The sequence below is a fragment of the Streptomyces ovatisporus genome (genome assembly GCF_042653885.1).
Classification (GTDB): Bacteria; Actinomycetota; Actinomycetes; order Streptomycetales; family Streptomycetaceae; genus Streptomyces; species Streptomyces ovatisporus.
Window position 1 is genome coordinate 802,308 of record NZ_JBHSFH010000007.1, and the last position, 13,250, is coordinate 815,557.

The following is a 13,250-nucleotide window of genomic DNA, read 5'->3' on the forward strand; positions in this document are numbered from 1 at the left end:
GCCTTCCCGCCTTCCGGCGTGCGGCGCGAGACGAGACTCTACAGCAGCTCACAGAGCGGCGCGAACTCACCCTGGGCGACGCCGCCGGCACGGCCACGGCACGACTGCGGCACCGCTACGGCACCGCGGCGTCCACCGCCTTGACGATGCGCTTGTCGGAGACCGGGTACGCGGTGCCCAGCGCGTGGGCGAAGTAGCTGACACGCAGTTCCTCGATCATCCAGCGGATGTCGCGTGCCGCCTGCGGGACGGGACGCCCCCGGGGGAACTGCTCGAGCAGCCACAGGTGTTCGTCCTGCATCTCCTTGACCTTCGCCATGCGCGTGCGGTCCCGCTCCGCGTTGTTCGGCATCTGCTGCAGACGCCGGTCGGCGGCGACCAGATAGCGCAGCAGGTCCGGCAGCCGCCGCGCGCCGTGCCGGGTGACGAAGCCCGGGCAGACGAGCGCCGCGATCTGTTCCTCGACGTCCGTACGGGAAGGCTGAAGAGCGGGGCTGGTGATGCCGCGCAGGCGCTGCTCGCAGGAGTGCCAGGCGGCCAGGACCTCCTGGACCTGCTTGACGGTCTTCAGGGTTGCCTCCACAAGGTCCGTGCGCACCGCGTCGAAGAGCTTGCGGAATGCCTCCTCGTCCCACGCGGGCCCGCCGTGCACGGCGATCAGGCGGTCGGCGGCGGCCGTCACACAGTCCTCGAAGAGCGCCTGGACGCTGCCGTGCGGCGAGCGGGAGAGCGCGAGCTTCTGCGGATTGGACAGCTTGGAAGCGGCGAACTTGGCCGGATCGGAAGGGATGTTGAGCAGGATCAGCCGCCGCGTGCCGGTCCACATCGCCTGCTGCTGTTCGTCTTCGGTGTCGAAGAGCCGCACAGAGACGGAGTCCTCGCCGTCGACCAGCGCCGGGTACGCCTTGACGGGCTGGCCTGAGCGCTTGGTCTCGAAGATGCGGGGGAGCGCGCCGATGGTCCAGTCGGTGAGGCCCGTACGGGAGGCGAGGCCGGCGCCCGGTCCGGCTGCTGCCGTCGGGCCCCCGGCAGTGCGGTCGCCGCCGCCGTCGGCGCTCTCGCTCCCCTGCTGCGCGCCGTCGCCCGCACCCGCCTTCTTCGGACGCCGGGCCCGCGCCGAGGACTCGAAGGCGCGGGCGATGGCGGCCTGCGTCTTCTCCCGCAGCCGTAGCTGGAGCTCCTCCAGGTCCTTGGACTCCGCGAGGGTGCGGCGCCGCTCGTCCACCACCCGGAAGGTGACCTTGAGGTGGTCGGGGACCTTCCCCCAGTCGAAGTCCCCTGCTTCGAAGGGCACTCCGACCATGCGCCGCAGATCGCTGACGAGCGTGCTCGTCAGCGGCTCCTGGAGGGGCGTCGCCGTACGCAGGAACCGGGCGGCGAAGTCGGGCGCCGGTACGTAGTTGCGCCGTACTGCCTTGGGGAGCGAGCGGATCAGCTCGGTGACCAGATCGTGGCGCAGTCCCGGGATCTGCCAGTCGAAGCCCGCCGGGGTGATCTGGTTGAGCACATGGAGGGGGACGTGCACGGTCACGCCGTCGGCGTCGGTGCCGGGCTCGAACTGGTAGGTGACGCGCAGCGTGAGCTGGCCCTGCTGCCAGACGTCCGGGTAGTCGGTCCGGCTGACCTCGTCCGCCCGCTCGCTGATGAGCATGGACTTCTCGAAGTTCAGCAGGTCCGGGTCCTCGCGCCGGTGCTTCTTCCACCACGAGTCGAAGTGGGCGCCGGACACGACGTGTTCGGGCACGCGCTGGTCGTAGAAGTCGTAGAGCGTCTCGTCGTCGACGAGGATGTCCCTGCGGCGGGCCCGGTGCTCCAACTCCTCGACCTCGTCGATGAGTTTGCGATTGTCACGGAAGAACTGGTGGTGCGTGCGCCAGTCCCCCTCGACCAGGGCGTGCCGGATGAAGAGATCGCGGGCCGTCTCGGGGTCGATCCGGCCGTAGTTGACCTTGCGCTGGGCGACGAGCGGTACGCCGTAGAGCGTGACCCGCTCGTAGGCCATGACCGCGGCCTGTTTCTGCTCCCAGTGCGGCTCGCTGTAGGTGCGTTTGACGAGATGCTGCGCCAGCGGTTCGACCCACTCGGGCTCGACCTTGGCGTTGACGCGCGCCCAGAGCCGTGAGGTCTCCACCAGCTCGGCCGACATCAGCCAGCGCGGCTGCTTCTTGAACAGCGCGGAGCCGGGGAAGACGGCGAACTTCGCACTGCGGGCGCCGAGATACTCGTTCTTCTCGGAGTCCTTGAGCCCGACGTGGGAGAGCAGCCCGGCGAGAAGCGACTGGTGGACGGCGTCCGCGGGGACCTCCGCCTCCTGGCCGTCCCGGCCGGAGGGGGACGGCCTGATGCCCATCGTCTTCGCCACCTGGCGCAGTTGGGCGTAGATGTCCTGCCACTCCCGTATGCGCAGGTAGTTTAGGAACTCCGCCTTGCACATCCGCCGGAACGCCGACGAGGAGAGTTCCTGCTGCTGCTCCCGCACGTACCGCCAGAGATTGAGGAGGGCGAGGAAGTCGCTCGTCTCGTCGCGGAACCTGGCGTGCTGCTGGTCCGCCTGCTGCTGCTTGTCCGCGGGACGTTCACGCGGGTCCTGGATGGACAGCGCGGCGACGACGACCATGACCTCGTGGACGCAGCCGTTGCGGTCCGACTCCAGGACCATGCGGGCCAGCCGCGGGTCGACCGGCAGTTGTGCGAGCTTGCGGCCCATGGAGGTGAGGCGCTTCCTGCCCTGCTCGCTGTCGAACGCGTGCAGTTCCTCCAGCAGTTGCACGCCCGCCTTGATGCTGCGGTGGTCCGGCGGGTCGATGAAGGGGAACTTCTCGATGTCGCCGAGCCCGGCGGCCGTCATCTGCAGGATCACCGACGCCAGATTCGTGCGCAGGATCTCGGCGTCGGTGAACTCCGGCCGGGAGAGGAAGTCCTCCTCCGAGTAGAGCCTGATGCAGATGCCGTCGGACGTACGGCCGCAGCGTCCCTTGCGCTGGTTGGCGCTCGCCTGGCTGACGGGCTCGATGGGCAGCCGCTGGACCTTGGTGCGGTGGCTGTAGCGGGAGATGCGGGCGGTTCCGGGGTCCACGACGTACTTGATGCCGGGGACGGTCAGTGAGGTCTCCGCGACGTTCGTCGCCAGGACGACCCGGCGGTTGGAGTGCCGCTGGAAGACGCGGTGCTGCTCGGCGTGCGAGAGGCGGGCGTACAGGGGGAGGATCTCCGTGTCCCCCCTGCCGGCGGTGCGGCCGCCCCTGCTGTTCCGTTTCTCCAGCGCGTCCGCGGTGTCACGGATCTCACGCTCGCCGGAGAGGAACACGAGGATGTCGCCCGGCCCTTCCGACTGCAGTTCGTCGACGGCGTCGCAGACGGCCGTGACCTGGTCGCGGTCCTTCTCCTCGGAGTCCTCTTCGAGGAGCGGCCGGTAGCGGACCTCCACCGGGTACGTACGGCCGCTGACCTCGACGATCGGGGCGCCGCCGAAGTGGCGCGAGAAGCGCTCCGGGTCGATCGTGGCGGAGGTGATGACGACCTTCAACTCAGGGCGTCTGGGCAGGAGTTGTGCGAGGTAGCCGAGCAGGAAGTCGATGTTGAGGCTGCGTTCGTGCGCCTCGTCGATGATGATCGTGTCGTACTGGCGCAGTTCGCGGTCCTGCTGGATCTCCGCGAGCAGGATGCCGTCCGTCATCAGCTTGACCAGCGTGTGGTCCTTGACCTGGTCCGTGAAGCGGACCTTCCAGCCGACGGCTTCGCCGAGCGCCGTGCCCAGCTCGTCGGCCACCCGCTCGGCGACCGTACGCGCCGCGATCCGCCGGGGCTGCGTGTGGCCGATGACGCCGTGGACGCCGCGGCCCAGCTCCATGCAGATCTTCGGGATCTGGGTCGTCTTCCCCGAACCGGTCTCGCCCGCGACGATCACGACCTGGTTGTCGCGTATCGCCTTGAGGATCTCGTCCTTCTTCTGGCTGACGGGCAGCTGCTCCGGATAACTGATCTCGGGCAGGGCCTCGCGACGCGCCGCAACCTTCAGCTCGGAGTCGTCCATCGCGGCGGCGATCTCGGTGAGCACCGCCTCCCGGGCCTGCGTCTTGCGGATCTTCCGGGCACCGTCGAGCCGCCGCCCCAGGCGCTGCTGGTCGCGCAGGAGCAGCTCGGGCAGGCGTTCGCGCAGGGCGTCGAAGGACGGGGTGGGGGATGTGGAAGTCGGCATACCTGCTCCAGGATCGCACTTCACCGAATCCGGCTGCCAGCCAATTCCCCGCGGGTCGGTTCCTCCGGACCTGCGGGCTGCCGTGCGGCACGGGCAACTGCCGCGAAAGGGATATAAGAGGCGAAAAGGTGCCTAGTGTGACGCGCATGAGCGAGCACAACGAGCACAACGACCCGGGCTCCCGTGCGGACTCCGACTCCCCGTCCTCCGACTCCCCGTCCTCCGACTCCCCGTCCTCCGGCCCCACCCCCGCCGACTCCTCGCCGTCCGACTCCCCGCCGGCCGGCTTCTGGCGCGCACGGTGGCGGGCCTTCACCCGTACGCCCTTCTTTCCCGCCTCCGTGCTGGTTCTGATCGTCGCGGCGGGGGCCGGGCTCTTCGCGGCTTCCTACACCTACGCCCTGGCGGACCCCACCCCGCGCGACATCCCCGCGGCCGTCGTGGGCCACGCCCAGGACGAGCGCCGGGCACGCGCCTTCGTCACCGGCATGGAGAAGGCGCTCGGCTCCTCGCTGAAGCTGCACCGCTACGGGACGTACGCGGAGGCGAAGGAGGCGGTCGACGACCAGAAGGTCTTCGCCGTCCTCCGGGTCGGCGCGGACGACGAGGTGGTGATGGAACTCTCCGGCGCCGCCGGCGCCTCGGTCGCCGAAGTGCTGTCGTCGGCCGCTCCCGAGGCCGGCAGAGAGGCGGGCGTCAAGGTGACCGTCCGGGACCTGAAGCCGCTCGGACGGGGCGACCCCCGCGGCCTGACGATCTTCTACATCACTCTCGCCGCCGACATCATCGGCTTCATCGGTGCGATCCAGCTCCACGCCAACGTCCCCAACCTCACCCGGTGGCCACGCGTCGCGGTCATCGCCGCGTACTCCCTGCTGGGCGGCTTCGTCATCGCTGCGATGGTGGACTGGCTCCTGCGCGCGGTGAACCTGCCCTTCGTCCACTCCTGGACGATCCTCTCGCTGACGATGTTCACCGCGGGCATGGTCTTCACGATGTTCAACACCCTCTTCGGGCGCTGGGCGATGATCCCCACCTGGTTCCTGCTGGTGCTGCTCGGCAACCCGTCGTCGGGGGGAGCGGTCTCCTGGCCGCTCCTGCCCTCCCTGCTGGGCACGGTCGGACGGTGGCTTCCCCCGGGTGCCTCGGTGAACGCCCAGCACACGGCCGTGTACTTCCCGGGCAACGTGCACGCCTGGCCGTATCTGGTGCTGGCCGCCTGGGCGTTGGCGGGCGCGACGGTCTTTCTCACCCTCGACGAGCGGCTGCGCGGACAGCCGGCGGGAGAGGCGCGATCCGGCGGGGACGGGCAGCCCGGCCCCTCGCCCGCCGACACGCCGCCCGCCGGGGACGAGCCGACGGGCTCCGGCGAGCGCGACGGACGCCGAGGAGGTCCCGCCTGACGGAACGACCCCCGGCAGCGGGGCCGGGGGTCGTGCCGTCGGGCGACGGAGCTGTGCGGGTGTGTCAGGAGGCCGGGCCCCCGATGACCGGGTAGTGGTCGGAGAGGTTCGTGAAGGTGCCCTCCGAGGACTCCCAGGGGGCGGTCTCCTCCTTGATCACCTCGTTCTCCCAGCCCGCGGGACGTGCGTGGCCGTTGCGGTGCAGCACGTAGTCCAGGTCGGAGCGGCTGCCGTTGTCGTTGCGGCCCTTGGCGATGGTGTTCTCCACGTGGTCCGAGGAGTAGGGGTGGCCCGTGCGGGCGTCGGCGGGCGCGAGGTCCGCGTCGGCCAGCATGGAGGGGTACTCCTCGCCGCGCGAATTGACGTTGAAGTCGCCCGCGACCATGACCTGTTCGCCGGCGGGGATCGCCTTCTCGTCGAGGAAGGAGTCGATGGCCTTGAACTGCTCCGCGCGGATCTTCTGCGGCTCGCCGTCCCCGCACGCCGAGTCCCCCGCCTGTACGTGCGTGCCGACGACGTGCACCTTGGTGCCGTTCACGTCCAGTACGGCGTAGACGAAGCCCTTGTTGGACAGGTAGTCGGCGCCGCAGCCGTGGTCGTAGACGAACTGTTCCTTGCGGACGATGGGCCACTTGCTGAAGATCGTGACGCCGCCGTCCTCGGGGGCGATGTCGGACCAGGAGCCGCCGGTGGCGTCCCAGCCGGACTTGCTCCTGCCCAACACCGGGGTCTGGTGCGGGTATTGCGCCTTCGCCTTCTCCTGGACGGTGTCGGACGAGCCGTTGTCGAAGGCCTCCTGGAGGACGACGACGTCGTTGCCCTGGAAGAAGTCGGCGTCCGGAATGGCGTCGGCCCTGTGGTCCTGGCCCCAGTTGGGATAGATGAGCTTGTGGAAGAGGAAGGTGTTGTAGCTGAGCACCTTCAGGGCGGGCACGTCGGCTGCCTCGGCACCGCCGGGCCGTGCGTCCGCGGTCTTCGCGTCTGCTGCGGCCGTGGCCGGTGCCGCGCCGGGCGGGGCGTCGGGACGGGCGGCGTTCGCGGTGGGACCGCTCGCGACGAGGGTGACTGCGGCCAGCGCGCCGATCGTTGCGAGGCTCTGGGCGCGAAGGAGCTTCCGGACCCGGCGGCTTGAGGGTGGCATGTCGTCTCCCGTGGGGGTGGGGGATCGGTCCAGCGTCATGTAAGCAGATCGGTTACCAGGAGGTAACCGCTTCGACGTCATCTGCTGCCTTCTGCCCTTCCCGCTTCCTTACCGCTGGCCCCTCCCCCGCTTGCCGCCGCCTCCGGCGGGCCGCCCGCCGCGCGGGTGGCGCTGCGCGACCTCCCGCGGCGCTCCGTGCGCAATGCGCCGGAGGAACCCGCAAGTTGAACCGGTGATCCGCGCAACTATTCGCGGGTTCCGGGTGTCTCACTTCCGAACCGCCATATCGGGGGGACTTGGAGGAGTTATGCGCGTTCGACGGCTTTGTGCAGTTGCAGTGGGGCTGGGGGTCGTTCTCGCCGGAGGCGCAGCCTCCGGGGCGGGTCCGGCGTCCGCTGCCGGAGCCGCCGCACCGGCCTCCGCGGCAGGGGCAGGGGCCGTCGCCGCGGCGGCCGAATCCCCCTCCGTCCGGGAGGACTTCAACGGCGACGGACATCAGGACCTCGTCACCGCCGCCTCCGAAGCGACCATCTCGGGGCAGGCCAGGGCGGGTTACGTGGTCGTCACGTACGGTTCCGCGACGGGACTCGACACGGCGTCGAGCACGTACATCAGTCAGAACACCGCCGGAGTGCCCGGAACGGCCGAGAGCGAGGACCGCTTCGGCCAGAAACTCGTCGCCCGCGACCTCGACGGCGACGGCCTGACCGACCTGGCCGTGCGCAGTTCGGGCGAGAGCGTCTCCGACACCGGCAGCTACGGGACGGTGACCGTCCTGTGGGGCCGCACCGGCGGTCTCACGGGCCAGGACGCCGCGACCGTCGAGGCGCCGGACGGGTCGAGCGGCTGGCAGGTCGGCGACGACCTCGCGGGCGGCGACTTCAACGGCGACGGAGACGCGGACCTCGTCATGCTGCACGGCGACGACTGGGAGTTCCGCTCGGTGCTGTCCGGCCCGTTCACCCGTGCCGGCGTGCCCGCCGACGAACAGCAGATCGACATGTTCAGCACCGACAACTCGATCTCGGCGATCGTCTCCGGCGACATGACGGGCGACGGCATCGACGACCTCGCCACCTTCTACTCCTGGCAGAACCACGCCGAGGGCGGCAAGTTCTGGCGCGGTACCTCCTCGGGTCTCTCCACCACCTCGACGCCGCTGGCCTCCGCCGCCACAGCAGCAGTCGGCGACTTCGACAAGGACGGCAAGGGCGACCTCGCGACGCGTACGGTCCCCGGAGGGATCACCGAGAACCTCCCCTACGACGCCGGGACGATCAAGATCTACTACGGCACGCCGAGCGGCCCCAGCCCGACCCGTACCAAGACGGTCACGCAGAACACCTCGGGCATACCGGGAGTCAGCGAGAAGGGCGACCAGTTCGGCGCCCGCCTCGACGCGGGGGACGTCAACGGCGACGGTTACGCGGATCTGGCGGCGGGCGTGCCCTTCGAGGCCATCGAGGCGAAGTCCGCGGCGGGCGCGGTGGTGCTGATGAAGGGCCGCTCGGGCGGACTGAGCGGCACAGGCGCGCAGGCCTTCCACCAGGACACCGCGGGGATTCCCGGCGTGGCCGAGGCCGGTGACCGTTTCGGCGGCGCCGTGCACCTGCTCGACGTCACCGATGACGCACGGGCCGAACTCGCCGTCTCCGCACCGGAGGAGAACGGCACCGGAGCCGTCTGGTCGCTGCGCGGCACCTCGTCGGGCCTGACCGCCACGGGCTCGCTCGCCTTCAACCCCGTCGACCTGGGGGTGCCCGCTCCCGGCGCACGGTTCGGTTCCGGCTTCGCCAACGAGAACGGCACGTTCCTCTACCCGCCGGACTGACGAACTCGGCCGGCCGGGTCTCGCCGTCCCAGCACCCGGCCGGCCGGTCATGGCCTGAGCGGTACGCGGCTGCGGTGCCCGCGTACCGCTCAGGCCTCCCTCACGCGCGGGTGTCAGCAGACACGGCCGCTGTTGATGTACCGCTCCAGCGCGGACCAGGTGGTCGCCCCGACTACCCCGTTCGACGGGAGCCCGGCGCAGCGCTGGAACTGACCGACGCGGATCTCGGTCTTCTGGTCGAAGTTGCCGCTGACCTCGATGATGTCGTCGATGATCAAGGTGTGCAGCAGGTAGCACTGGGCCTGTCTGACGGCCGGGCCGGTGTCTCCGAGCTGGAGAGTGGGCTTCGCGGCTGAGTAGTTGCACGGATTCGCGGCCCGGTCGGCCGGGGCCTCCTGCGCGTGCGCTGTGCCGGTGCCGGCGGCACCGATCGTGAGGGCCAGTACGGCGGTCGCGGCAGCCGAGGCCGCCTTCGCCCCGGATCTGGTGCGTCTGAGCTTCATCGGGTCCTCTCAGGGTCACGGAATCCGCCGTGGCGGACGTACCGGAGTTGGTGTTCCGGTACGTCCGCCACGGCGAAAAGACGCCCAAGTGTCCTTTGTGCGCTCGTAGTTGACCAGAGGTTGATCAGCCGGCCGGGCAGGAGGACGCCCGCAGGCGAACCCGCATCCTGTTCCGGTCCCAGCGGGCCGGCCGGTCAGCGCCTTCCGGGCAACGTCGCACAGTCGGAGGCCGCCGCCTCGCCCGAGAGGCGGTCGGTCAGCCACGAGATCGCCTTGCCCTGGTCGGTGATGAGGGGCACGAGGTGGTTGGTGAGGAGCTTGTCGCCGAGGTTCGGCAGCTCGATGCCCTCGTAGGTGACGTCGCCGCCCTTGCGGCACCAGTCCACGGCCAGTTGACGGGCCTGCTCGTGGGGGACGATGTCGTCCTGGACGCCGGTCGCCAGACGTACCGGACCCGCGGGCTTGTGCGTCCCGATGCGCTGCTCGTCCAGAGCGGCCTGCGCCTCGGGCTCCGCCGCGATGATCTCGCCGAGGGACTTGCCGCTGTCCGTCCACTTGTTGCTCTTGGTGAAGCCGTATCCGAATATCGCGTCGCCGACGCACATGGTGGACGTGTCCTTCAGCGCGGCCCGCCCGGTCGCGTTGACGTTGGCCTCGACGACGTCGCGCACGTCCGGGTCGGACTGGGCGAAGCCGTTGATCGACCAGCCCAGCGCACCGGCCAGGGCGCTGCCGTCGATGCCCTTCATGACTTCGGTCAGGTCGGCGGGCGGCGCGCCCGAGTAGGTGCCCGCCAGCTCGACCTCGGGCGCGTACGAGGGCTGAAGTTCCGCCGCCGCGGCGCTTGCGCCGCCACCCTGGCTGTACCCGTACAGGCCGACGCGCGAGGCGGGGGTGACGGACGCTCCGGGCACGGCGCGTGCGGCGCGTGCCGCGTCGAGCAGGGCGTGTCCCTGGTCGAGGCGGTTGACGTAGGTGTGGAGCCGGTCGGTGGCGCCGAGACCGGCGTAGTCGGTCACCACCACTGCCGCACCCTTGGCGAGGATGCGGTAGATCGCCAGATCCTCGTAGGCGACCGAGACGGTCTGGCCGTTCAGAGTCAGCGGATGCTCGAGCGCGAGCGAGGGCGCGCACTGGTCGCCCTGCCCCATGGTGCCCGAGGCCACCGCGACGAGCGGCCGCGGACCGGGGCCCTTCCACGCGGCCGACGGCTCTATGTACGCGCCGGTCACCGCGACGGGACTCCCGTTGGAATCGGTGGACCTGTACATCAGCCGCGTCGCCGTACCCGGCATCGGACGGCCGTCCAGACCCGGCAGCCCCAGTCCGAGGGGCAGCGGCTCGTGGCGGACCAACTCGCCGTTCGCGGAGGGAAGTTCGGCAGGCGGATTGTAGAACTCGGGGATGGTCACTCCCCGGGACACCACGGACCCGGACCCCTCCCGCGTGGAGGAGGAGGCGGAGGCGGGCACGGCGCACGTGACCACGCAGGCCACCGCCGCGGTCACGGCTGTCAGCACCCGCACGGCGCCGGGCCTGTGCCGCGTACCGGGGGAGGCCGCCGAGCGCGTAGCGCCGGCAGTCGCACGCGAAGGGTTGCTCTTGCGGCTCAACTGCTCACTCCTCGCTCTGGGCTGACGAAGGTGAGCGCAAGCTAGCAGCGCGCACTTACCAGGGGTAACCCATCGGTAAGTTACGCAATGGTAACTGTTGCTCCAAGCAACGGATGGCCTGGCCCGAACCCCTCGGCGCACGGGCCACGCGTGACCGGGCGGAAGTGGCCCGGCCCGTCATACGGGGACGGCCAGGGCCTGAGCGCGGCGAAGGCGGCAGGAGCCGCGCCGGCAACTTTCGGCTTGGAGGCCGACGAGAGGCGCATGGGCCGCCGTCGCCCGCACGTCGACGGTCCGCTGACGTGACCAGCGGCGGCGACGTCCAGGCTCGTTGCCGTCAGCGCCGGCGTCGCCAAGACCCGTGTGAAGTGGCGGACTTCAAGCCGCTGAAGGGCGCCGGGGCCCTGGAACGGCTCACTGAGGCGCTCTCCTGGGCGGTTGCTGTCACCGAGAGCTGTCGCAGGCAGCGAAACGCCCCCTCTGGTGACCCGGAGGGGGCGTTTTCGCTGTTCAGCGACTGTGGCTGGGGCCGGGGTCGAACCGGCGACCTTCCGCTTTTCAGGCGGACGCTCGTACCAACTGAGCTACCCAGCCGCAGCGGTCCTGACGGGATTTGAACCCGCGGCCTCCACCTTGACAGGGTGGCGAGCACTCCAAACTGCTCCACAGGACCAAGCATCGTGCGAGCACAAGTCTCGCACAGGGTGGTGCGTGCCCCCAACGGGATTCGAACCCGTGCTACCGCCTTGAAAGGGCGGCGTCCTGGGCCACTAGACGATGAGGGCTGATGGCCCACCTGGGCGCTTCCTGTACGTCAGCGCGTCGGGGACGTGAGAAGCATATGGGATAGCGGGAGCGTTCGCCAAAACGGTTACGGGGAGTTGGCCGGCCCGGGATCGGCTACGGAGATGCGGACGGTGTGGCACCTGGCGAGGTGACCGTGGGCGACGGACCGTCCGGCGGGCTCTTCGAAGGGGACGCCCCGGGGGTGCCGGTGGAGCCGGACGGGCTGGGTGAGGCCGGTTCGCCGGGCTCGCCGTCCTCCGCGAGGTGACGGGAGACCTCCGCGGTGGACAGGCCGAGACCGCCGAGGGTGATCTCGTCCCAGGCCTGGAGCCCGCCGTCGTCGCGGTCCAGGTAGAGGACCGACGCCGAGATCTTCTGCGGTTCCTCCCCCTCGACGGCACGCAGGCCGCCGCCGCCGGTCGAGCCTTCGATCATCAGACGGGTCTTCCGCCTGAGGATCTCGTGGCTGCGCTGGTGTGTGTGGCCGGCGAGGGCGAGGGGGGCGAGGCCGTCGGCCTGCTTGACGAGGACCGGGTTGTGGGAGACCGCGATGTCGACCGGTGTGCCCGCGGTCTTCTGGGCGCGGAGCGCCGCAGCCAGTTTCCGGCCCTCTGCGCGTTCCTTCGGGTCGCCCTCGGGCTTGACGGAGCGGTCCGGCGTGAACTGCGGATCGCCCCAGCCCGCGAGGCGCAGCCCGGCGATGTCGTAGGGCACGCCGTCGTCGAGCACGTGGACGTTGCTGCCCTTCTCCTTCGCCATGTCCTCTAGCGCCTTCTGTGTGGTGTCGGAGTCGTGGTTGCCGCGGACCCAGACGTAGGGGGCGCCGAGGTCGCGTACGGGCTCCAGGAAGCCGTTCTCGGCAGAGGTGCCGTGGTCCATGGTGTCGCCGGCGTCGATGATCGCGTCGATCTCGTACTGCTCGACCAGCGACTTGATGATCTGCCAGGCGGCGGGGTTGAGGTGGATGTCGGAGACGTGCAGGACGCGCGTGGTGGACGGGTCGGGCTGGTACGCGGGGAGGGTGGAGGTCGCTTCGTAGAGCTTCGTGACGTTGGCGACGAGACGGGCCAACTCCCGCTGGTAGATGTCGAAGTCGGTGACGATGCTGCGCGCGTTGCCGACGACGGAGGGTGCGCTGGCGAGCAGCCCGGAGAACTTCGGTTCGAGTACGGATTTCGGGTTCCACGTCGCGAAGGCCGTCACCCCGGAGACCGCGAGCAGCGCCAGGGCGAGGCCCCCGGCGGCGAGGGCGCGGCGGGGGCGCCGGTAGACGGCGAGGCCCAGGGCGCAGGCGCCGACGACTGCGGCCGCGGTGGCGCGCAGGGCGAGGTCGGCGGTGCCGGAACGTACGTCGGAGGTGATCTCGCTCTCCAGGCCCTCCAGGCGTTCCGGGTGGTCGACGAGGGCGGTGGCGCGTTCCTGGTCGAGCTGGTCGACGTCGACGTCGAGGCGCAGGGGCGCGTAGTGGCTGCGCAGTTCGAGAGCGCCGAGCGGGGAGACGTTGACCTTCGTCCCGCCGGTGAGGGAGGGGCGCAGCGTCATCTTCGTGTCCATGGGGCCGACGGGCGCGTTGACGCTGCCGACGATCAGCAGGCCGAGCCAGGCGCCGAGGAGGGCGACGGCGACGAGGCCGAGGGCACGCGCCCAGGGCCCCGGCGTACTGGTGAGCGTGAGGGCGGTGGTCGTCGAGCGCCTTCGGCGGCCGGGGAGGGACAGGCGTACCTGTTGCGGCAGTCGGTGCCGTTTGCGGTGCTTGCTGACGTCACGGCCCATGA

The 13,250-nt window shown here is 70.3% G+C and carries 8 protein-coding genes and 3 tRNA genes; 3 read left to right on the top strand and 8 right to left on the bottom strand.

Annotation, left to right across the window (positions count from 1 at the left end; all coding sequences use genetic code 11):
• Positions 1–115: 115 nt before the first annotated feature.
• Positions 116–4,198: an ATP-dependent RNA helicase HrpA gene (hrpA, locus tag ACFPA8_RS17395; protein ID WP_386449364.1), complete on the bottom strand. Its 4,083-nt coding sequence runs from the start codon at positions 4,196–4,198 to the stop codon at positions 116–118.
• Between the two features lie 146 nt (positions 4,199–4,344).
• On the opposite strand from hrpA, the gene ACFPA8_RS17400 reads away from it, so the two are divergent.
• Positions 4,345–5,601, top strand: a complete 1,257-nt coding sequence (locus ACFPA8_RS17400; RefSeq protein ID WP_386449365.1) for an ABC-2 transporter permease — start codon at positions 4,345–4,347, stop codon at positions 5,599–5,601.
• A 64-nt stretch (positions 5,602–5,665) separates the two neighbouring features.
• Here ACFPA8_RS17400 and sph read toward each other — a convergent pair whose 3' ends face one another.
• A complete protein-coding gene (gene sph / locus ACFPA8_RS17405) occupies positions 5,666–6,742 on the bottom strand; it encodes a sphingomyelin phosphodiesterase (RefSeq protein WP_386449367.1) in 1,077 nt (358 codons plus the stop codon).
• A 307-nt stretch (positions 6,743–7,049) separates the two neighbouring features.
• Between sph and ACFPA8_RS17410 the strand changes: the two genes are divergently transcribed.
• On the top strand, positions 7,050–8,573 hold the full coding sequence (locus tag ACFPA8_RS17410) for an FG-GAP and VCBS repeat-containing protein (RefSeq protein ID WP_386449369.1): 1,524 nt from the start codon (positions 7,050–7,052) through the stop codon (positions 8,571–8,573).
• Positions 8,574–8,686: 113 nt separating this feature from the next.
• Here the strand turns inward: ACFPA8_RS17410 and ACFPA8_RS17415 are convergent, their stop codons facing one another.
• Positions 8,687–9,076: a peptidoglycan-binding domain-containing protein gene (locus tag ACFPA8_RS17415; RefSeq protein ID WP_386449371.1), complete on the bottom strand. Its 390-nt coding sequence runs from the start codon at positions 9,074–9,076 to the stop codon at positions 8,687–8,689.
• 194 nt (positions 9,077–9,270) lie between these two features.
• The gene (locus ACFPA8_RS17420) at positions 9,271–10,593 is read right to left on the bottom strand and encodes a lipase family protein (protein WP_386449530.1); all 1,323 of its coding nucleotides are present in this window, start codon (positions 10,591–10,593) and stop codon (positions 9,271–9,273) included.
• Between ACFPA8_RS17420 and ACFPA8_RS17425 the strand changes: the two genes are divergently transcribed.
• Positions 10,481–10,714: a hypothetical protein gene (locus ACFPA8_RS17425; protein ID WP_386449538.1), complete on the top strand. Its 234-nt coding sequence runs from the start codon at positions 10,481–10,483 to the stop codon at positions 10,712–10,714. The genes ACFPA8_RS17420 and ACFPA8_RS17425 overlap by 113 nt on opposite strands.
• A 495-nt stretch (positions 10,715–11,209) precedes the next feature.
• Here the strand turns inward: ACFPA8_RS17425 and ACFPA8_RS17430 are convergent.
• From ACFPA8_RS17430 to ACFPA8_RS17445, 4 genes are all read right to left on the bottom strand, one after another.
• Positions 11,210–11,283 (bottom strand) — tRNA-Phe (locus ACFPA8_RS17430).
• Between the two features lie 4 nt (positions 11,284–11,287).
• Positions 11,288–11,362: transfer RNA gene (locus ACFPA8_RS17435), tRNA-Asp, on the bottom strand.
• A gap of 39 nt (positions 11,363–11,401) precedes the next feature.
• A tRNA-Glu gene (locus ACFPA8_RS17440) sits at positions 11,402–11,474 on the bottom strand.
• A gap of 115 nt (positions 11,475–11,589) precedes the next feature.
• A complete protein-coding gene (locus ACFPA8_RS17445) occupies positions 11,590–13,248 on the bottom strand; it encodes a metallophosphoesterase family protein (RefSeq protein WP_386449373.1) in 1,659 nt (552 codons plus the stop codon).
• Positions 13,249–13,250: the final 2 nt, after the last annotated feature.

What these genes read in the sequence shown, in the direction of transcription:
- hrpA (WP_386449364.1), bottom strand. Translation starts at nt 4,198, where the DNA reads ATGCCGACTTCCACATCCCCCACCCCGTCCTTCGACGCCCTGCGCGAA.
- ACFPA8_RS17410 (WP_386449369.1), top strand. Translation starts at nt 7,050, where the DNA reads ATGCGCGTTCGACGGCTTTGTGCAGTTGCAGTGGGGCTGGGGGTCGTT.
- ACFPA8_RS17425 (WP_386449538.1), top strand. Translation starts at nt 10,481, where the DNA reads ATGGTCACTCCCCGGGACACCACGGACCCGGACCCCTCCCGCGTGGAG.
- sph (WP_386449367.1), bottom strand. Translation starts at nt 6,742, where the DNA reads ATGCCACCCTCAAGCCGCCGGGTCCGGAAGCTCCTTCGCGCCCAGAGC.
- ACFPA8_RS17415 (WP_386449371.1), bottom strand. Translation starts at nt 9,076, where the DNA reads ATGAAGCTCAGACGCACCAGATCCGGGGCGAAGGCGGCCTCGGCTGCC.
- ACFPA8_RS17400 (WP_386449365.1), top strand. Translation starts at nt 4,345, where the DNA reads ATGAGCGAGCACAACGAGCACAACGACCCGGGCTCCCGTGCGGACTCC.
- ACFPA8_RS17445 (WP_386449373.1), bottom strand. Translation starts at nt 13,248, where the DNA reads ATGGGCCGTGACGTCAGCAAGCACCGCAAACGGCACCGACTGCCGCAA.